The following is a 17,820-nucleotide window of genomic DNA, read 5'->3' as shown; positions in this document are numbered from 1 at the left end:
AACCAATATGAAAACAGAGTTATATAAAGAGTTTATGTTTGAAGCGGCGCATCATCTGCCACACGTGCCGGAAGGGCACAAATGTGGTCGCCTGCACGGACACTCTTTTTTGGTTCGCCTCTATGTGGAAGGCGAGGTGGATCCGCACACAGGCTGGGTAGTGGATTTTGCTGAAATTAAAGCGGCTTTCAAGCCAATCTACAATCGCCTTGATCACTATTATCTGAATGATATTGAAGGGCTGGAAAATCCCACCAGTGAAGTGCTGGCAAAATGGATCTGGAATCAGCTCAAGCCAGAGCTGCCGCTACTGAGCAAAGTAGAGATCAAAGAAACCTGCACCGCGGGTTGTATTTATCGCGGCGAGTAAAAAGAAAGCCTTTCCGACGGACTCTCTGCCAAACCGCAAGACATTAAAAAACCGCCTTTAAATAAGGCGGTTTTTTCGTTTAAAGCCATTGATTAACAGGCGCAATAACCAATGGTTAGCAGACCACTTTAATTGCCAGTCCGCCTTGTGAAGTTTCGCGGTACTTAGCGTTCATATCTTTTCCGGTTTCCAGCATGGTTTCGATAACCTTGTCCAGCGAGACACGCGGGTCAGACGAGCGGCGCAGTGCCATGCGAGATGAGTTAATCGCTTTCACGGCGGCAATACCATTACGCTCAATGCAAGGAACCTGCACCTGTCCGGCAACCGGGTCACACGTCAGGCCCAGGTTGTGTTCCATGGCGATTTCCGCAGCCATACAGACCTGCTCCGGGCTACCGCCCATCAGTTCTGCCAGGCCTGCAGCTGCCATTGAACAGGCGACACCGACTTCACCCTGACAACCCACTTCTGCGCCAGAGATAGAAGCATTGCGCTTATACAAGCCACCGATCGCACCAGAAGCGGCGAAGTAGCGGATGTAATCTTTTTCTGTCACGGTTTGGATGAACTTGTCATAGTACGCCAGTACCGCTGGAATAATGCCACAGGCACCGTTAGTGGGTGCAGTGACCACCCGGCCACCGGCAGCATTTTCTTCATTGACCGCGAAGGCGAACATGTTCACCCAATCCACTACGGACATTGGGTCGTTAGTGGTTTTTTCCGAGGTGATCAGTTGCTGACGCAGTGCCGCAGCGCGGCGAGGTACGCGCAATGGACCCGGCAGAATGCCTTCGGTCACCATGCCGCGTTCCATACATTCCCGCATGGTCTTCCACACGTTGGCAAAATATGTACGTGTTTCTTCATCGGAGTGCAGCGCAGCTTCGTTTTTCATGACCAGGGTGCTGATTGACAAACCGCTCTGTTTACATTGGTTCATCAGCTCTTCGGCAGAGGTAAATTCGTAAGGGGCCTTGATTGGGTTAGCGTCTTCTTTGCCGAAGCTTTCTTCATCGACAATAAAACCGCCGCCTATTGAGTAATACGTTTTGGAGTATTCGATTTCGTCATCAATCCAGGCATGGATCTGCATACCGTTCTCATGCAGTTCCAGGTTGGTGGTATGGAAATTCATTCCGCCGTCTTTAGGAAAGTCGACAGTGTGGCAATGTAGGCCGACTGGTAAACGGCCGGTTTCTTCAACGCGAGCGATAAAGCCCGGAATTGAATCTATGTCCACTTTTTCTGGCGAGTTGCCTGCCAGACCCATGATGATGGCAATATCAGTGTGGTGACCTTTCCCTGTCAGTGATAATGAACCGTAAACATCGACGGTGATTTTAGTGATGTCGCGCAATTTTCCCATTGAACGAAGATCATCAATAAATTGTTTACCCGCTTTCATCGGACCCACGGTGTGGGAGCTGGAAGGACCAACGCCGATTTTGTAGATGTCAAATACACTAATCATTTCGATTACCTCACAATCGAGCCTCCGCCAAGGTATTCGGGGAGGCTCTTATTATCGTTATATTTTCATATAACCACGCTGAATCAATCAGCCGTGATTAAAGGGCGCCGTAGATTACCGAAGTAATGGCGGCAAGGCCACAAATAGTTGTGAAAATCTGTGCTAAAGCGCTGGTTTTGTATTTTGCCATTGCAGGTACTTTCTGCATTGCAAATACCGGCATCAGGAACAGGATAGCGGCAATCATTGGCGCACCCATGGTTTCAATCATGCCCAGGATACTTGGGTTGATGATGGCAACAATCCAGGTTGTGACGACGATAAAGATAAGAGACATCTTCTCGATTTTGCTAACCGGAGTCTCAGAGCGAGATTTGATCAGACCAACCAGACCTTCATGCGCTCCCAGGAAGTGACCGAAGTAGCTTGAAGTAATCGCCGCGAATGCCACGATAGGGCCCAGGTAAGAGATCATTGGCGATTCGTGGATGTTTGCCAGGTAAGACAGAACGGAAATGTTTTCTGCTTTGGCGGTGGCCAGCTGTTCAGGAGACAGAGACAGCACTACAGAGAACACGAAGAACATCACGAAGCCCATCAGCATCATGGCTGCACCGCCGGTTATAGCGTCAGTTTTCTGTACCGCTTTGTCACCGTATTGCTGGCGCTGATCTTTAGCGAACTGGCTGATGATAGGGCTGTGGTTAAATGAGAACACGATGATTGGAATCGCCAGCCAGATGATGCTAGGCATTGCACCCCATTCAGGTGAAACGCTCATCATTGAGGTGTTCCATTCAGGGATCAGGTAGACAGACAGAGCCAGCAGGATCACAACCAGTGGGTATACCATGGCAGAAGTGGCTTTAAGCATCAGTTCCTTACCGAATACTACACCGCCGGTCATGGCTGCAATAAGGGCACCAGACAGCAACCAACGAGGGATAGACTCCATACCAATCTGGTTAACCAGGAAAGAGTCAACCGTGTTGGTGATGCCGACACCGTAAATCAGAACGATAGGGTAGATCGCGAAAAAGTAAGCAAAGGTGATCAGGTTCGCGCCGGCCTTACCGAAATGTTCTTCTACAGTATCGGTAATATCCGCATCCGGGTTTTTAGCTGACAGGACAAAACGGGCCAGAGATTTGTGTGCAAACCAGGTCATTGGCGCTGCGATTAGCGCAAGAATTACTAATGGCCAAAAGCCGCCAGCACCTGCTTTGATTGGTAAGAAAAGAACGCCGGCACCCACTGCGGTACCAAACAGGGAGAGACACCAAGTAAAATCTTTATAGGTAAACTTACTTGACGACTGAGTGACCGAAGTCACAGTAGTTGTGTTATTCATACAAAATTACTCATTTATGGGAACAGGAAATAAGTTGAGCGAATTTTGCAGTGTTTATTTACATAAAAAGTAGATCTAGGTCATGTTACGCGTGGGGCTACTTATTGATCTATCAAAAACCTGTTCTCAATCACGAAAATGATGTGCCACACCCTAAAATTACTTATTTGTATAATTAGATAAACTAATGCGAAATGTCAGGGCCGGGTCAACTGAAAATGCCTTCGAGAAACATTCGCAAATAATTGTTATCGGCTATGAATGAATGTTTCTTTATGGGGTGGGTGATGTGCATTTGGTTTACAAAAATAAGGCTACAACTCATGGCCGAGTTGACGTTGTAGCGCGTGGATAATTTGTGCCGTGACACCCCAGATAAAATGGCCCTGGTAGTTGATGCCAAAGATACGATGCAGCTGGCCGCCGACATTAAACGCAGAGCTGTGTAGATGATACGGATCTAATATCACTTCAATTGGCACTTCAAAGATTTCAGCCACCTCGTTAACGTCGATATCGGGCTGATAATCGCTATTGATAAACGCCAGGTAAGGAGTCACGGAAAAGCGGCTGATGGTGGTCAATTGTGGCATGGCGCCAAATACATCGACCAACTTCGGGGCAATACCGACTTCTTCAAAAGTTTCTCTTAGCGCAGTGTCCACTAAGCTGGCGTCAGACTCTTCATACCGCCCGCCGGGAAAGCACACCTGACCCGGATGATGTTTCAGGTGCTTGGCTCTTTTGGTAAACAGTACCTGCAATCCTTGCGGACGTTCAACAAAACCGATCAATACCGCGGCTTTACGTAGCGGCTGGTTGCGAAGGTGGGCCACCCGACGCAATACATCGTTAGGATATGGTTGCGGGGGACGCATCTGAAATTTCTGAATTAGCGTGCTTTTGTCCAGCGAAGACACAACAAACTCCCGATTGATTCGCAGTATTAATCTTTTGTTATACAACAATGTTAATGGATGTGCACCGAATGGCCGCCGGATCTGGCTGATGACCATGGCTGATAGGAGCCGGATAGATAGAGAGGAATGATGATAAATCAGAGAACTAACAACGGCACGCGTGGTGCCGTTGTCAGGTTTAGTCTTTTAGTGTGGGCAGAATACGGCTGACTTTATCCAGCGTTTCCTGATACTCAGACTGGCATTCGCTGTCGGCGACTACACCACCGCCCGCCCAGGCGTAAAGAGTTTGCTGATTGGCGACCAGGGTGCGGATGGTGATGCTGGTATCCATCCGGCCATGTCGGCTGATGTAGCCGATGCTGCCACAATAAGCGGAGCGCCGGTTTGGTTCCAGCTCTTCGATGATTTCCATTGCCCGCACCTTTGGCGCACCGGTGATCGAGCCGCCTGGAAAACTGGCGCGCAGTAGGTCGGTGGCATTATAGCGGTCATCCAGCTTGGCACGAATGGTGCTCACTAAATGGTGCACCGCCGGGAAGCTTTCCACATCAAAAAGCTTCGGTACGTGGACGCTGCCAGGCTTGGCTACCCGGCCGATATCGTTGCGCAGCAAGTCCACGATCATCAGGTTTTCGGCCTGATCTTTTTCGGCGCTGGCCAACTGCTCTGCCATTCGTTTATCTGTAACCGGATCAGCCGAGCGTGGACGAGTGCCCTTAATCGGTTTGGTTTCAATATCCTGCTGATTGAGTTGAATAAAACGCTCTGGCGACACGCTCAAAATTGCCCCTTGTTTCAGGCGCAGGAAAGCAGAAAATGGCGCGCTGTTGCTCGCTTCCAGCTTGCGGTAGGCCTGCCACTCACTGCCTTGGTAACTGGCAGAAAATCGCTGCGCCAGATTGATCTGGTAGCAGTCGCCAGACAGCAGATATTCCTGCACCTTTTCAAACTTGGTTTGATACTCGGCCCGGGTCATATTGGAGTGCCAGTCAGAGGTCAGTTTAAACGGGGAAGGGGGTGGCGCGCTTTGCTCCGTTAACCACTGCCAATGCTGTTCAACTTCAGTGCCAACTACCCAGGCCTGTTGTCGCTGGTGGTCGACCACCACCGCCCAGCTGTACAGCCCGACGGCCATATCATCGAGATCGATATCCTTCTCTGCCAGCTCTGGGAGTGTTTCTACCCGGCGGCCCAAGTCGTAGCTAAACAGACCCAGCACACCGCCAACAAATGGCAACTCAGTGTCAAACTGTATCGATGGTAGCATGCGTTGTTGCAGTTCATTGATCAGCTCAAACGGGTCCTGGTCGCTGATCTGCAGTTGACCATCTATCTCGATATAGCTGCTGTTACCCCGGGTAGTGAGCGTGGCGACCGGCTCGGTAACCAGGATATCGAACCGGTTATCGACATGGCCAGTGGCAGCAGAACGCAGCAACATTGACCCGCATTTGGATTCGATCGGGCTAAATAGCTCTGGCGCGAGGTCAACTCGGTAAGGAATTGATTTGATTTCAATCGATTTTTGGCTGTTGTTATTCATTTGTTTAATTTGTGACAAAGAGTTCGTTCACCACGTGGCGCATAGCGGACAGCAAGAGTATCATATCCAAAACTCAGGCTGCTACTGCCTTGTGTCACCCCAACCAACTGCCATAGAGCCAGTGTCGGAAACAAGCCAGCAGTCGCAAAAGGAAGCATAACTATAAAGAGGCATGCAATGACGGTAATTCGCAAGCAAGATGTGATCAGCAGTGTTGCTGACGCACTTCAGTATATTTCTTACTACCACCCTTTAGATTTTGTCCAAGCCCTAGAACAAGCCTATCACCGTGAAGAAAGCCAGGCAGCGAAAGACGCGATTGCCCAGATTCTGATCAACTCGCGGATGTCGGCTGAAGGCCACCGTCCTATCTGCCAGGATACCGGTATCGTGACCTGTTTTGTGAATGTCGGTATGGGAGTCCAGTGGGATTCAACCGATATGACGGTACAACAGATGGTCGATGAAGGTGTTCGTCAGGCGTACACCAACCCGGATAACCCGCTGCGTGCCTCAGTGCTGATGGACCCGGCAGGCAAACGCATCAACACCAAAGACAACACCCCAGCGGTGGTACACATCAATATGGTGCCGGGTGATAAGGTTGAAATTCAGATCGCGGCCAAAGGCGGCGGCAGTGAAAACAAAACCAAGATGGTGATGTTGAACCCGTCTGATGACATCGCTGAATGGGTTGAGAAAACCCTGCCAACCATGGGCGCAGGCTGGTGTCCACCGGGCATGCTGGGCATAGGGATTGGCGGGACGGCAGAAAAAGCAGCCGTGCTGGCAAAAGAATCTCTGATGGAGCACATCGATATTCAGGAACTGATCGAGCGTGGTCCACAAAATGCAGAAGAAGAACTGCGTTTAGATATCTTCAACCGGGTGAACAAGCTGGGTATCGGCGCACAGGGCCTGGGCGGCCTGACTACTGTAGTCGACGTGAAAATAAAAACCGCACCAACCCATGCGGCCTCTAAGCCGGTGTGTCTGATCCCGAACTGTGCAGCTACCCGTCATGTGCATTTCACTCTGGACGGCACTGGCCCGGCGGATCTGCAGCCACCAAAACTGGAAGACTGGCCGCAAATTACTTGGGAAGCGGGCGCCAATACTCGCCGCGTGAACCTGGACACTGTCACCAAAGAAGAAGCACAGCAGTGGAAAACCGGTGAAACCCTGTTGTTGTCCGGTAAGATCCTGACCGGACGTGACGCGGCGCATAAACGCCTGCAGACGATGCTGGATAACGGCGAAGGCCTGCCGGAAGGCGTTGATTTGCAAGGTAAGTTTATCTACTATGTCGGCCCGGTTGATGCCGTGGGTGATGAAGTGGTTGGCCCTGCCGGACCGACAACCTCAACCCGGATGGACAAATTTACCGACATGATGCTGGATAAAACCGGCATCATGGGCATGATTGGTAAAGCGGAACGTGGTCCTGCGACAGTAGAATCGATCAAAAACCACAAAGCGGTGTATCTGATGGCTGTCGGTGGTGCAGCATACCTAGTATCGAAAGCGATCAAGAAAGCCCGCGTGGTGGCGTTTGAAGACCTGGGTATGGAAGCGATCTACGAATTTGAAGTCGAAGATATGCCAGTGACCGTCGCGGTTGACTCACAAGGCGTGAACGCTCACCAGGTTGGTCCGGACACCTGGAAAGTGAAAATCGCTGAAATGGAATAACATCCGCAGCCAAAACAGGGCAAGTGGCTTGGAAGCTGCCACCACTTGCCCTAAGCTGAATTACAAAAAGTTAATTAAAAATCAGGAGAATATATGCCACGTTTTATTCAGTTTTTACAAATTTTGTTTGCTGTAGTGATCGGTGGTTTTCTCGGCTACGACCTGATTCTGCACGGGGTCAGCATTTTTGATGATAAATACGTCATTATGACCGGTGTGTTGTTGCTACTGTTGGAATTGGCTCTGTTTGTCATCTTCAAGCTGATTGAAGACGATTAAAGCCAGTTTACCGCTATAGAGAAAGCTAAGCCTCTGATATTTATCAGGGGCTTTTTTTAACGTCTCATATTAAGATAATGGGGATATCAGTGTAGAGAGGGGCAGCAATGAAACGAATTGGCCAGGAAGTGAATGATCTTATCAATCGTGGTTTGGATGCCCACTTGCGCGTTGCGGTAACCGGGCTTTCCCGTGCCGGGAAAACCGCATTCATTACCTCTATGGTCAATCAACTTCTGCACACGTCGACTCATGACAACCTGCCGCTACTGGATGCGGCAAGAGAGCGTCGTCTGATTGGCGCGCGCAGGGTGCCGCAATCCAACGTGATGGTGCCTCGCTTTAGCTATGACGAAGCCATGGATCATCTGCAGTCTGATCCCCCTCAGTGGCCAGAGCCCACCCGTGATGTCAGTGAAATACGGCTGGCCATCAAATACCGTTCCCAGAAACGAACCCGAAAATTGTTGGGTAAGGCATCCACTCTCTATCTGGACATCATTGATTATCCCGGTGAATGGCTGCTGGATCTGCCGTTACTGAGCATGAATTTTGAACAGTGGAGCGAAAGCCAGCTCACCAGCATGTGTGATGTTCGTAAACCGCTGGCCGACGCGTGGCAAGCGCAAGTCGCCGAGCTGGATTTAGCCGCTGACGCCGATGAGAAACAGCTCCAGCAGCTTGCAGATCGATACACGGACTACTTACACCAATGTAAGGCGGCCGGATTGCACTGGGTCCAGCCGGGCAGGTTTGTGTTGCCGGGTGAACTGGCTGGAGCGCCGGTACTGCAGTTTTTCCCGTGTCGGCTAAAAGATCAGGACAGCGCGGGAAAACAGAGTAATTACGCGATGCTGAAAAGCAGGTATCAGCAGTATCAACAGAAGGTAGTGAAAGCCTTCTATAAAGACTTCTTCGCGACTTTTGACCGCCAGATTGTATTGGTGGATTGTCTGACACCACTCAACAGCGGTGATACCGCGTTTCAGGATATGCGCGCGGCGCTGGAACAAATCTTAACCAGCTTCCGCTATGGCCGGAATCACCTGCTGAACCGGCTGTTTTCACCCAAAATAGACAAGGTACTGTTTGCCGCCACCAAAGCCGACCATGTAACGCCGGAGCAACATGCCAACCTGGCCAAGTTACTGCAGCAGATGATCCATCCCGCCTGGCAACATGCCGCTTATGAAAATATTGATATGCAGTGCCTGACGATGGCGTCGGTTCAGGCGACGCAAAGTGGTTTTATAACCTCCGGAGAGACGACAATGGCTGCTTTGCAAGGCGTCACTTTGCAGGGCGAACCGCTGACGGTATTTCCCGGTGATGTACCGGGCAAACTGCCCAGTGCTGAATTCTGGCGGAATCAGCGGTTCGATTTTACCGCGTTTCGTCCCGGTATCAGCGACCCGGACCAACCGCTGCAACATATTCGCCTGGACAAAGCGCTGCAATACCTGTTGGGAGATAAACTGCGATGAAAGAAATTAAGTCAAAACAGGTGTTTGACCGCCCGCTGGCTGATAAACCTGAAGAGGTTAATCTGAATCCGCAGCAGCAGTTTGAACCGGCGCAGAAATTTACCCCGGTACAGGTAGAGCAGCAGCAGGACAAGCCGCTGGAAAAACAACTCGAGCAGGTGTTGCGTCCGGCAAAACGTTCACGCTGGTGGCTGAAAGGTATTCTGACGGGCTTTGTTGGCCTGACCGGCTGGCAGCTACTGGACAACCTCTATCAGTCTTACCTGGCTTCCGACTGGTTGTCTCTCGGCTGGTCTGGCTTGGTGGCGCTGGTGGCCTCATTAGGCGTTGGGGCACTGGCGAAGGAGTTATGGCGTCTGCGAGGGCTGAAGCACCACTTCAATGTCCAGGAGCAGGCGGAACAACTGCTCAGCAATGACGGTGTTGGCCAGGGCGAGTCATTCTGTCTGCAACTGGCCAAAGAGTGTGGCGTCAGTGAGGAGTCACCCTATTTTGACCGCTGGAAAAACAGCCTGAATGCGGCTCACAGCGACAGTGAGATATTGCAACTGTACGATGCATTGGTGGTGGCCAAACAAGATCAACAGGCAACCAAAATCGTCAGCCGTTACGCTACGGAAGCGGCTGCTATGGTCGCGATCAGCCCGTTAGCGCTGGCCGATATGCTGCTGGTGGCGTGGCGCAGTTTCCACATGCTGGACCAGCTGGCGAAGGTATATGGGGTTGAACTGGGGTACTGGTCGAGACTGCAACTGTTTAAGACCGTGCTGGTGAATATGGCGCTGGCCGGGGCCAGTGAACTGGTGATCGACGCTGGCATGGATCTGGTCTCGATGGATTTGGCCGGTAAAATTTCCGCCCGCGCCGGTCAGGGCTTAGGGGTTGGTCTGCTGACGGCCAGGCTGGGACTGAAAGCGATGTCTCTGCTGCGGCCTCTGCCGTGGCAAGCGGGCAAGGCAGTGAAAATCAGTACAATCCGTAAGCAGATAATGGAGAAACTTGCAGCAATAACAGTCAAATAGCGCTTTATGTGATTTGCTGTGGCGGAGTTTTCTTGACGGTTTATAGAGGTTAGGCGAAACTACTGTCAACTTTTCCTGACACCTGCCAAATTAGGGATATCTCCGTGCGTCTAGAAGTATTCTGTGAAGATAGATTAGGCCTCACTCGTGAACTGCTGGATATTTTAGCGTCCAAAAGTATCGATCTGAGAGGCATCGAGATCGATGTATCCGGCATTATCTATCTTAATTGCCCCGATATTGACTTTGATACCTTCAGCGAGCTGATGGCGGAGATCCGCCGCATTGCCGGGGTGAAAGACGTACGAAAAATCCAGTTTATGCCGATCGAGCGGCACAATACCGAATTGATCGCGCTGCTAAACAACCTGCCGGATCCGGTCCTGGCCATCGATCTCAAGGGCAATGTCGATATGGCTAACCACGCCGCGATGAGTCTGTTTGGGGCTGACGGCGATGGTCTGATCGGCCAGCCGGTCAGTAACCTGATACCAACTTTCAATTTTGCCAAGTGGGCCGAAGGGCAGATTTCACGCAAAAGAGAAAAGCTGGTGATCAATGGTCTGGATTATCTGATGGAAATCATGCCGGTTTACATCAGCGGAGAATCTGAACAGTCGATTCTGGCCAGCACGGTAATGACCATACGCAATGCCTCGCAGGTGGTTCACTCTGATCACATGTTACCTGAACACAATGAGCTGGGTTTTGAACACTTTGTTGGTGTGTCCAACAAACATAAGGGTCTGATAAGCCAAGCAAAAAAACTGGCGATGCTGGATCAGCCGCTGCTGATCGAAGGCGAGACCGGTACCGGGAAAGAGATGTTGGCCCGTGCCTGTCATCATCGTTCACCCAGGGCCGGTGAACCGTTCCTGGTATTGAGCTGCGCGTCCATGCCGGATGATGTGGCCGAAACGGAACTGTTTGGCCATGCGCCGGGTTCGTTTAATCATCAGCAAGGTCATAAAGGTATCTTTGAACAGGCCAATGGCGGAACGGTTTTCCTCGATGAAATCGGTGAAATGAGCCCGCACCTGCAAATTAAATTGCTGCGCTTTTTACAAGATGGCACTTTCCGCCGGGTTGGCGAAGAGCACGAGGTGCACGTTGATGTCAGAGTGATCGCCTCTACCCGCTATCAATTGTCAGAGCTGGCCGATTCCGGTTCGTTTCGGGAAGATCTTTACTATCGGCTGAATGTTTTAACCCTGAGTATTCCACCGCTGCGGGAGCGCAGTAATGATATCGCCCCACTGCTGGATCTATTTATCACTAAATACATCAATCAGCTGGGGATGCAGCGACCAAAACTGGATCCGCAACTGCTCGATCAACTGGCCCATTACCCATGGCCGGGCAATATGCGTCAGTTAGAAAATATGGTGCTGCGTGCTCTTACTGAGCTGCAGGATGAGACGCTGACACTGGAACTGTTCCATTTGCCGAAGATGGAAACGGTCAGTTCACCGTCGGCCACCATTAATATCGACGGCTCGTTGGATGACATCATGAAGCATTATGAAGCTCAGGTGTTGGAACGTCTGTATCAGACTTTCCCTTCCAGCCGCAAATTGGCAAAACGACTAAATGTATCGCACACCTCAATTGCCAATAAATTGAGAGATTACGGGATTCGCAAAAACTAATGGAACCAGTCAGTACCCCTCAGCGAGTGTATGAGGTGACGGACGAGTTTACCGTTCGCACCGCCGAAATCACCGACGCTGAAAAAATCGTCAGTTACTTTAAGCAAAACAGAAACTACCTGAAACCGTGGGAACCTAAGCGTGATGAAATGTTTTTCACCATCGAAGGCTGGCAGCAGCGGTTGTTTAAACTCAGTGAACTGCATCAGCACGGGTTGGGTTACTACTTAATTATCGTCGACAGGCAGAGCCAGGATGTGCTCGGCACCATCTCTTTTAGTCAGATCAGCCGTTTTCCGTTTCATGCCTGCAGTGTTGGTTATTCGCTGGGTGAGCAGGCTCAGGGCAGGGGAATTATGACCCAGGCACTGCGCCTGGCGGTGGACTATATGTTCACGATTCAGAATATGCACCGTATCATGGCCAGTTATATGCCCAGGAACCAACGAAGTGAGGCGGTATTGCAGCGGCTTGGCTTTCAGCGCGAGGGATTAGCGCGTGACTACCTGTTGATTAACGACAAATGGGAAGACCACGTATTAACCTCGCTGGTAAACCCGGACTGGTTCCCAGAATAATATAGAGAATGACAATGAATCAAAGGCTTGAAAAACAATTAAACCTGCTGATGGAACTGGATCGGCTGAAATCAGTTCTGCGTCGCACCCGAGTAAAAAGTGCCGAAAAACGCCTTGAGAACAGTGCAGAGCATAGCTGGCATGTGGCGACGATGGCCATTTTGCTTGAAGAACACGCCAACCAACCGGTTGACATCGGCCGGGTGGTGAAAATGCTATTGTTACACGATGTGGTCGAGATCGATGCCGGCGACACTTTCGTTTACGACTCAATAGCGGCAGAGCAGCAGGAAGAAAAAGAACGCCAGGCAGCTGAGCGACTGTTTGGTATGCTGCCAGAAGAGCAGGGCGAAGAACTTCTGACCCTGTGGCATGAGTTTGAGAATGCCGAATCGGCGGATGCCAAGTTCGCCAAGGCACTGGATAGAATCATTCCTATGCTGCTTAACTTTCACAATGAAGGTCAGAGCTGGAGAGAACACGGTGTCACACGGGAGCAGGTGTTAACGGTGAACCGTCGTATTGAATATGGTTCGCAGGCGCTGTGGGAAAAAGCCCAACAGATGGTAGAGTTCGCGACAGAACAAGGCTGGCTAAAAGCCTAATTTAAGGAATTACTATGTCATACCTGCCTTTGGACAAATACTCTCGAAAATGGATCTTTACTCATCAGTCGATGCCCGTCCCCGAGGCCGATCTGGAACAGATTAAGCCACTGGAAGCTGCTCGTGCGGCTCAACTCTGGGTTGGTAATATCAGCGCGCAAAGCCCGGATGCTGAGCGGTTTAGTAGTAGTGACTGGCCAATGAAGGCCCAAAGCTGGCAACCCGATCCGGTGGACTGGATGGATGCCTGGGACAGCGATGCCCCCGACATGCCGGAAGAGATCCTGCAACATATCGATTGGCAGGATGATGTGACCGTGTATTTCTGCTATGAGAAATACAATATTATCGAAACCAAATGGTCAATATTTAAGCGCCACTGGAAAAATTTCCTGTTCTTTGATGACGGGCCAATATTAATTGCGCGAAGAAGAAAACAGGCGCTGTGGTTTCAGAATGACGGTATGGTTAAATTAGGCAATAGAGAATAAGTGCTCGAGATATATCATACTGTAATGATTAAATATTAATTAAAGGTGGTTTCGGCCACCTTTTTCGTCTCTGCCTACTAAGAAAATAAATAGCTTTAACAATATAAACGTGTGCTAATAAAGCAAAGGTGCATATAAATTATGTTCATATTGTTAACTAGTTCAAATTATGACCACCTTATTGATGGAATAAGCTGTTAAAACTGGCCTGGTCACTTAATCTACAGGTAGGGCTAGGTAGAATAGGTCAATAAATAAGCGATATATCGGGGGTTATAATTCAGGATCACTTATAAAACTGGCTTCATTACATTCATAGGTATTCAGCCAGGTAAATAAATACTCCTTATAATTAATGTGACAATAATTCCATAAATTGGCACAAATAGTGCGTAACACAATCACAATGGTATTATTTTGACCAGTGAAACACCATATATAGCGTGAGCTTTATAATAGGAAAAAGCAGTGGACTCATTAGTATCACAATTAAAGAAGGATTTTTATGCGCAACTAAGCGCACTCCAGGCTTACACCTTGCCACAGTCTCAGCCCACTTTGTCTTTGCTCACTAAAGAAGAGTTGGCGGAACTGGAAAACATCTGGGTCGAGCTGAAAGTCTGGAAGAAAAAGCAAACCCACTAATAAAAATAACCTTCTACTAGTCGATACTACACCTCAGCGGGCTTGGTCTTCTGGGGTTTTTTCTTGCCTATCACCTTTAATGTTATATTATAACATTTTAATTATGGCCTAAACGTTGAAAAGCGAGGCGATAATCCCCATAGTAAGTCACGAAGTGACACTTAAGATGCCCGGCAGTGGTGCGTAAAAAGACAATAATTTTAAAGTGAGTTTAGCTATGGCAGAAGTAAGAGCCAGAGTCGATTTGAAAGTCGGTGCCCAAAGCGATATTGACGCAGAGATTTTATCTTTCCGTGGCTTGTCGACCGAGAAAGAACACATCGCCATCGTATTCAAACAGGCTGATTTAAACCAGGACGTTCCGCTAGTGCGTATGCACTCCGAATGCCTCACGGGAGATGTTTTTCACTCGTCACGCTGTGACTGTGGAGAGCAGCTTGAAGAAACCATCAACAAAATGGCTTCAGTCGGCGGCATTATTCTTTACTTGCGTCAGGAAGGGCGCGGGATTGGCTTGTACAACAAAATTGATGCGTACAAGCTGCAGAGCCAGGGCATGAACACCTACGAAGCAAACAATCACCTTGGCTTTGGTGATGACTTGCGTGATTTCTCCGAAGCCGCTCAGATGCTGGATGCTCTCAAAGTTAAGCAGATCCGTCTGGTGACCAATAACCCGAAAAAAGTGGCTGATCTCAAGCAACACGGGATTGATATTGTAGAAGTAGTCAATACCTCGGCACACATAAAATCGGGCAATGAAAATTACCTCAAAGCCAAAGCTTCCCACGGCAAGCACGATTTAAAGTTTTAGTGCCGTTTTAACCTCAAAATTCAGAACGATAGAAGCCTCACTTATGTGAGGCTTTTTCTTTATAAAGCTTGCAAATAAATTGTAACTTTGTATTATTCGCATTCGAAAGTGCAAATGAGAATAATTAGCACTCAGTAAATGTAAATTCTTACAGCTCAACAAGGATGCGTAAATGACCGTTCAAAAAGTAGTGGTAGGCTCTATAGCTACGTCTTTAATCGCGTTTAGCGGTTCAACTCTGGCAGCAAATGTTACCCAGCAACAAGTGGTCGAACATTATGCGGACCTGGCTCACGCAGTGTATGCAGATGCCTTAACTACTGCGCAGCGAATGGACAAATCCATCGATCTCTTCCTGGCACAGCCGTCAGAAGATACGCTGTCCGAGGTGAAATCGGCCTGGTTTGATGCCCGTGTACCTTATCAACAGTCTGAAGTGTTCCGTTTTGGCAACCCTGTGGTGGACGACTGGGAAGGGCAGCTAAATGCCTGGCCACTGGATGAAGGATTGATCGACTACGTATCGGACGACTACCAGTATGAGCTGGGCAACGTCGGCGCAAGCGCCAACATCATCGCCAATAGCCAGTTGCAGATCGGCACCACTAAGCTGGATATCAGCACCATCACGCCTGAACTGATCGCCAGCCTGAATGAGCTGGGTGGTTCTGAAGCGAATGTAGCCTCGGGTTATCACGCGATTGAATTTCTGCTGTGGGGGCAGGATTTAAATGGCACTAATAGCGGTGCCGGCCAGCGTCCTTACACGGACTATGTTGTCGGTGAAGCCTGTACTAACGGTCATTGCGATCGCCGTGCAGCCTACCTGAAAGCGGTCTCCCAGTTGCTGGTACAGGATCTGACTTACATGGAAAAACAGTGGAATGCCGATGTAAAAGCGAACTACCGTCAAACGTTGCTCAGCGACAGTGCGGAAAACGGCCTGCGTAAGATGCTGTTTGGTATGGGGTCGTTGTCACTGGGTGAGCTGGCCGGTGAACGGATGAAAGTAGCACTGGAAGCAAATTCTACTGAAGATGAGCACGACTGTTTCTCAGACAACACCCACAACTCGCATTACTACAACGAGCAGGGTATCTACAACGTATACACTGGTCTGTATAAAAAAGACGATGGCACTCTGCTATCAGGACCAAGCATTCACGATCTGGTCGTTCAGAACGATAAAGCGGCAGCACAAGAGATCCAGAAACAGTTCGATACCACCCGCTCACAGGTTGGCCAGTTAGTCCGCTCAGCTGAGAAAGAAAACCAGCATTTTGATCAGTTGATCGCAGCATCAAATGCTAAGGGTAATGCGCTGGTTAACCGCACCATCACAAGCTTGGTTGCTCAAACCGCTGCCATTGAACAAGCCGCCGGCATTATCGGTATCGACAGCCTCAATCCTGATACCGCAGACCATGAATTTTAATGGTCATCCTGTTTAAGTTTAGGGCTCCTCGGAGCCCTTTTGTCGTTCAATTTACACCTGAGAGACGGGTATGAAATTTTCTGTTGTTGCCTCTCTATGGCTTGTGTCCTGCAGTCTTGTCTACGCATATCAGCCGGATTCGGGTGGTGGTACCAGTGTCAGTAAACAAGGTGCCAATGCCTACTCCCAGCCGGCGGCCAACCTGCCGCTGGCAAAAAGACTCGATTTTAGTGTTGGGAACAGCTTTTTCCGTAACCCATGGGTTCAGGCACCAGCCTCGACCGATGCCAGAGATGGCCTTGGCCCGTTGTTTAATACCAATGGCTGCCAAAACTGCCATATCAAAGATGGTCGTGGTCATCCACCTGAGCCGGGAATGGATAATGCCGTGTCGATGTTGGTGCGGCTGAGCATCCCGGCTCAAACGGACCAACAACGGGCCGCGTTACAACAGTCAGGAGTGGTGCCGGAGCCTACTTACGGTGATCAGTTACAGGATTTTGCCCTGCCGGGTCAGCAGCCGGAAGGCAAAATAGAGCTGGCTTATCACTATCTCCAGGAAACTTTTGCCGACGGTAGTGTAGTTGAACTGCGGCGTCCCAACCTGACCATCAGCCAGCTCGCTTACGGAGACCTGCACCCTGATACCATGATGTCGGCGCGGGTGGCGCCGCCGATGATTGGGTTGGGCCTGCTTGAATCAATACCGGAATCGAGCCTACGAGAGTGGGCCCAGCAACAGGCGGACAGCAAAACAGGTATTTCAGGTAAGCTGAATATGGTGTGGGACAGACAGCGCCGGCAAACTGTGGTGGGGCGGTTTGGCTGGAAAGCCGGTCAGCCTAACCTGATGCAGCAAAACGCCGCAGCCTTTAACGGTGATATCGGTCTGACCAGCCGTCTGTTCGAACAGGAAAACTGCACCAGCAGCCAATCCTTATGTGCCAGTTTACCCAACGGTGGCCAGCCGGAAGTAAGCGATAAGGTACTGAAATTTGTTGAGTTCTACTCGCAACATTTGGCGGTCCCCAAACGGCGCAACGGTCAGGACCCGCAAGTGAAGCATGGCCAGGCGCTGTTTAGCCAGGCAGGGTGCGACTCCTGTCACCGGCCATCGGCGGTAACCGATCTACGGGATGATTTACCTGCCATTTCCCAGCAGAAAATCGCACCTTATACCGATCTACTGCTGCACGATATGGGACCGGGACTGGCAGACCATCGCCCGGAGTTTTTGGCCACAGGCAGTGAATGGCGCACAGCGCCGTTGTGGGGAATCGGTTACACCCGTGAGGTAAATGGCCACAGCTATTTCCTCCATGACGGCCGGGCTCGCAATTTGCTTGAAGCGGTGCTTTGGCACGGCGGAGAAGCGCAGTCAGCCAAACAGAGCGTGCTCAATTTTGACAAGAAAGAGCGTCAGGCGCTGCTTGCGTTTCTCAACTCTTTGTAAGGAATAAAG

Annotated in this window: 17 protein-coding genes; 13 read left to right on the top strand and 4 right to left on the bottom strand. The window is 50.0% G+C overall.

Annotated elements, in window-relative coordinates; translation table 11 throughout:
* Nucleotides 1-7: 7 nt before the first annotated feature.
* On the top strand, nucleotides 8-370 hold the full coding sequence (gene queD / locus ACQY6F_RS04125; protein WP_428772406.1) for a 6-carboxytetrahydropterin synthase QueD: 363 nt from the start codon (nucleotides 8-10) through the stop codon (nucleotides 368-370).
* Between the two features lie 115 nt (nucleotides 371-485).
* On the opposite strand, the gene ACQY6F_RS04120 is transcribed toward queD, so the two are convergent.
* From ACQY6F_RS04120 to pabB, 4 genes are all read right to left on the bottom strand, one after another.
* On the bottom strand, nucleotides 486-1,847 hold the full coding sequence (locus ACQY6F_RS04120; RefSeq protein WP_428772404.1) for an L-serine ammonia-lyase: 1,362 nt from the start codon (nucleotides 1,845-1,847) through the stop codon (nucleotides 486-488).
* Between the two features lie 97 nt (nucleotides 1,848-1,944).
* Complete coding sequence (locus ACQY6F_RS04115) at nucleotides 1,945-3,198, bottom strand: aromatic amino acid transport family protein (RefSeq protein WP_428772403.1); 1,254 nt, start codon at nucleotides 3,196-3,198, stop codon at nucleotides 1,945-1,947.
* A 314-nt stretch (nucleotides 3,199-3,512) separates the two neighbouring features.
* The gene (locus ACQY6F_RS04110; protein ID WP_428772401.1) at nucleotides 3,513-4,118 is read right to left on the bottom strand and encodes a CoA pyrophosphatase; all 606 of its coding nucleotides are present in this window, start codon (nucleotides 4,116-4,118) and stop codon (nucleotides 3,513-3,515) included.
* Between the two features lie 178 nt (nucleotides 4,119-4,296).
* Nucleotides 4,297-5,664: an aminodeoxychorismate synthase component 1 gene (pabB, locus tag ACQY6F_RS04105; protein WP_428772399.1), complete on the bottom strand. Its 1,368-nt coding sequence runs from the start codon at nucleotides 5,662-5,664 to the stop codon at nucleotides 4,297-4,299.
* A gap of 177 nt (nucleotides 5,665-5,841) precedes the next feature.
* On the opposite strand from pabB, the gene ACQY6F_RS04100 reads away from it, so the two are divergent.
* The 12 genes from ACQY6F_RS04100 to ACQY6F_RS04045 all read left to right on the top strand — a co-directional run bounded on the left by ACQY6F_RS04100 (nucleotide 5,842) and on the right by ACQY6F_RS04045 (nucleotide 17,811).
* The gene (locus ACQY6F_RS04100; protein WP_428772398.1) at nucleotides 5,842-7,356 is read left to right on the top strand and encodes a fumarate hydratase; all 1,515 of its coding nucleotides are present in this window, start codon (nucleotides 5,842-5,844) and stop codon (nucleotides 7,354-7,356) included.
* Nucleotides 7,357-7,449: 93 nt separating this feature from the next.
* A complete protein-coding gene (locus ACQY6F_RS04095) occupies nucleotides 7,450-7,635 on the top strand; it encodes a hypothetical protein (RefSeq protein WP_428772396.1) in 186 nt (61 codons plus the stop codon).
* A gap of 107 nt (nucleotides 7,636-7,742) precedes the next feature.
* Nucleotides 7,743-9,119 carry a YcjX family protein gene (locus tag ACQY6F_RS04090; protein ID WP_428772395.1) on the top strand — a complete coding sequence of 459 codons (1,377 nt, stop codon included), beginning with the start codon at nucleotides 7,743-7,745 and terminating at the stop codon, nucleotides 9,117-9,119.
* Nucleotides 9,116-10,141, top strand: a complete 1,026-nt coding sequence (locus ACQY6F_RS04085; RefSeq protein ID WP_428772393.1) for a YcjF family protein — start codon at nucleotides 9,116-9,118, stop codon at nucleotides 10,139-10,141. Before ACQY6F_RS04090 ends, ACQY6F_RS04085 begins: the two co-directional genes overlap by 4 nt.
* A gap of 104 nt (nucleotides 10,142-10,245) precedes the next feature.
* The gene (gene tyrR / locus ACQY6F_RS04080) at nucleotides 10,246-11,790 is read left to right on the top strand and encodes a transcriptional regulator TyrR (protein ID WP_428772391.1); all 1,545 of its coding nucleotides are present in this window, start codon (nucleotides 10,246-10,248) and stop codon (nucleotides 11,788-11,790) included.
* Nucleotides 11,790-12,368, top strand: coding sequence for a ribosomal protein S5-alanine N-acetyltransferase (rimJ, locus tag ACQY6F_RS04075; protein ID WP_428772389.1), 579 nt, complete (start codon nucleotides 11,790-11,792; stop codon nucleotides 12,366-12,368). Before tyrR ends, rimJ begins: the two co-directional genes overlap by 1 nt.
* A gap of 14 nt (nucleotides 12,369-12,382) precedes the next feature.
* Entirely contained in the window at nucleotides 12,383-12,973 is a 591-nt protein-coding gene (locus ACQY6F_RS04070) for an HD domain-containing protein (protein ID WP_428772387.1), read from the top strand.
* 14 nt (nucleotides 12,974-12,987) lie between these two features.
* Entirely contained in the window at nucleotides 12,988-13,464 is a 477-nt protein-coding gene (locus ACQY6F_RS04065; protein WP_428772386.1) for a DUF2947 domain-containing protein, read from the top strand.
* A gap of 468 nt (nucleotides 13,465-13,932) precedes the next feature.
* Entirely contained in the window at nucleotides 13,933-14,109 is a 177-nt protein-coding gene (locus ACQY6F_RS04060) for a hypothetical protein (protein ID WP_428772385.1), read from the top strand.
* A gap of 217 nt (nucleotides 14,110-14,326) precedes the next feature.
* Entirely contained in the window at nucleotides 14,327-14,923 is a 597-nt protein-coding gene (locus ACQY6F_RS04055) for a GTP cyclohydrolase II (protein ID WP_428772383.1), read from the top strand.
* 172 nt (nucleotides 14,924-15,095) lie between these two features.
* Nucleotides 15,096-16,358 carry an imelysin family protein gene (locus ACQY6F_RS04050; RefSeq protein WP_428772381.1) on the top strand — a complete coding sequence of 421 codons (1,263 nt, stop codon included), beginning with the start codon at nucleotides 15,096-15,098 and terminating at the stop codon, nucleotides 16,356-16,358.
* A 70-nt stretch (nucleotides 16,359-16,428) separates the two neighbouring features.
* On the top strand, nucleotides 16,429-17,811 hold the full coding sequence (locus tag ACQY6F_RS04045; protein WP_428772379.1) for a di-heme oxidoredictase family protein: 1,383 nt from the start codon (nucleotides 16,429-16,431) through the stop codon (nucleotides 17,809-17,811).
* The last annotated feature ends 9 nt before the right edge of the window (nucleotides 17,812-17,820 follow it).

It is taken from the genome of Vibrio sp., from assembly GCF_050299255.1.
Classification (GTDB): Bacteria; Pseudomonadota; Gammaproteobacteria; order Enterobacterales; family Vibrionaceae; genus Vibrio.
Note: the sequence above shows the minus strand (reverse complement) of the source record. Positions and strands in the feature narration are given on the sequence as shown.

What these genes read in the sequence shown, in the direction of transcription:
- queD (WP_428772406.1), top strand. Translation starts at nt 8, where the DNA reads ATGAAAACAGAGTTATATAAAGAGTTTATGTTTGAAGCGGCGCATCAT.
- ACQY6F_RS04120 (WP_428772404.1), bottom strand. Translation starts at nt 1,847, where the DNA reads ATGATTAGTGTATTTGACATCTACAAAATCGGCGTTGGTCCTTCCAGC.
- ACQY6F_RS04115 (WP_428772403.1), bottom strand. Translation starts at nt 3,198, where the DNA reads ATGAATAACACAACTACTGTGACTTCGGTCACTCAGTCGTCAAGTAAG.
- pabB (WP_428772399.1), bottom strand. Translation starts at nt 5,664, where the DNA reads ATGAATAACAACAGCCAAAAATCGATTGAAATCAAATCAATTCCTTAC.
- ACQY6F_RS04100 (WP_428772398.1), top strand. Translation starts at nt 5,842, where the DNA reads ATGACGGTAATTCGCAAGCAAGATGTGATCAGCAGTGTTGCTGACGCA.
- ACQY6F_RS04095 (WP_428772396.1), top strand. Translation starts at nt 7,450, where the DNA reads ATGCCACGTTTTATTCAGTTTTTACAAATTTTGTTTGCTGTAGTGATC.
- ACQY6F_RS04090 (WP_428772395.1), top strand. Translation starts at nt 7,743, where the DNA reads ATGAAACGAATTGGCCAGGAAGTGAATGATCTTATCAATCGTGGTTTG.
- ACQY6F_RS04085 (WP_428772393.1), top strand. Translation starts at nt 9,116, where the DNA reads ATGAAAGAAATTAAGTCAAAACAGGTGTTTGACCGCCCGCTGGCTGAT.
- rimJ (WP_428772389.1), top strand. Translation starts at nt 11,790, where the DNA reads ATGGAACCAGTCAGTACCCCTCAGCGAGTGTATGAGGTGACGGACGAG.
- ACQY6F_RS04070 (WP_428772387.1), top strand. Translation starts at nt 12,383, where the DNA reads ATGAATCAAAGGCTTGAAAAACAATTAAACCTGCTGATGGAACTGGAT.
- ACQY6F_RS04065 (WP_428772386.1), top strand. Translation starts at nt 12,988, where the DNA reads ATGTCATACCTGCCTTTGGACAAATACTCTCGAAAATGGATCTTTACT.
- ACQY6F_RS04055 (WP_428772383.1), top strand. Translation starts at nt 14,327, where the DNA reads ATGGCAGAAGTAAGAGCCAGAGTCGATTTGAAAGTCGGTGCCCAAAGC.
- ACQY6F_RS04050 (WP_428772381.1), top strand. Translation starts at nt 15,096, where the DNA reads ATGACCGTTCAAAAAGTAGTGGTAGGCTCTATAGCTACGTCTTTAATC.
- ACQY6F_RS04045 (WP_428772379.1), top strand. Translation starts at nt 16,429, where the DNA reads ATGAAATTTTCTGTTGTTGCCTCTCTATGGCTTGTGTCCTGCAGTCTT.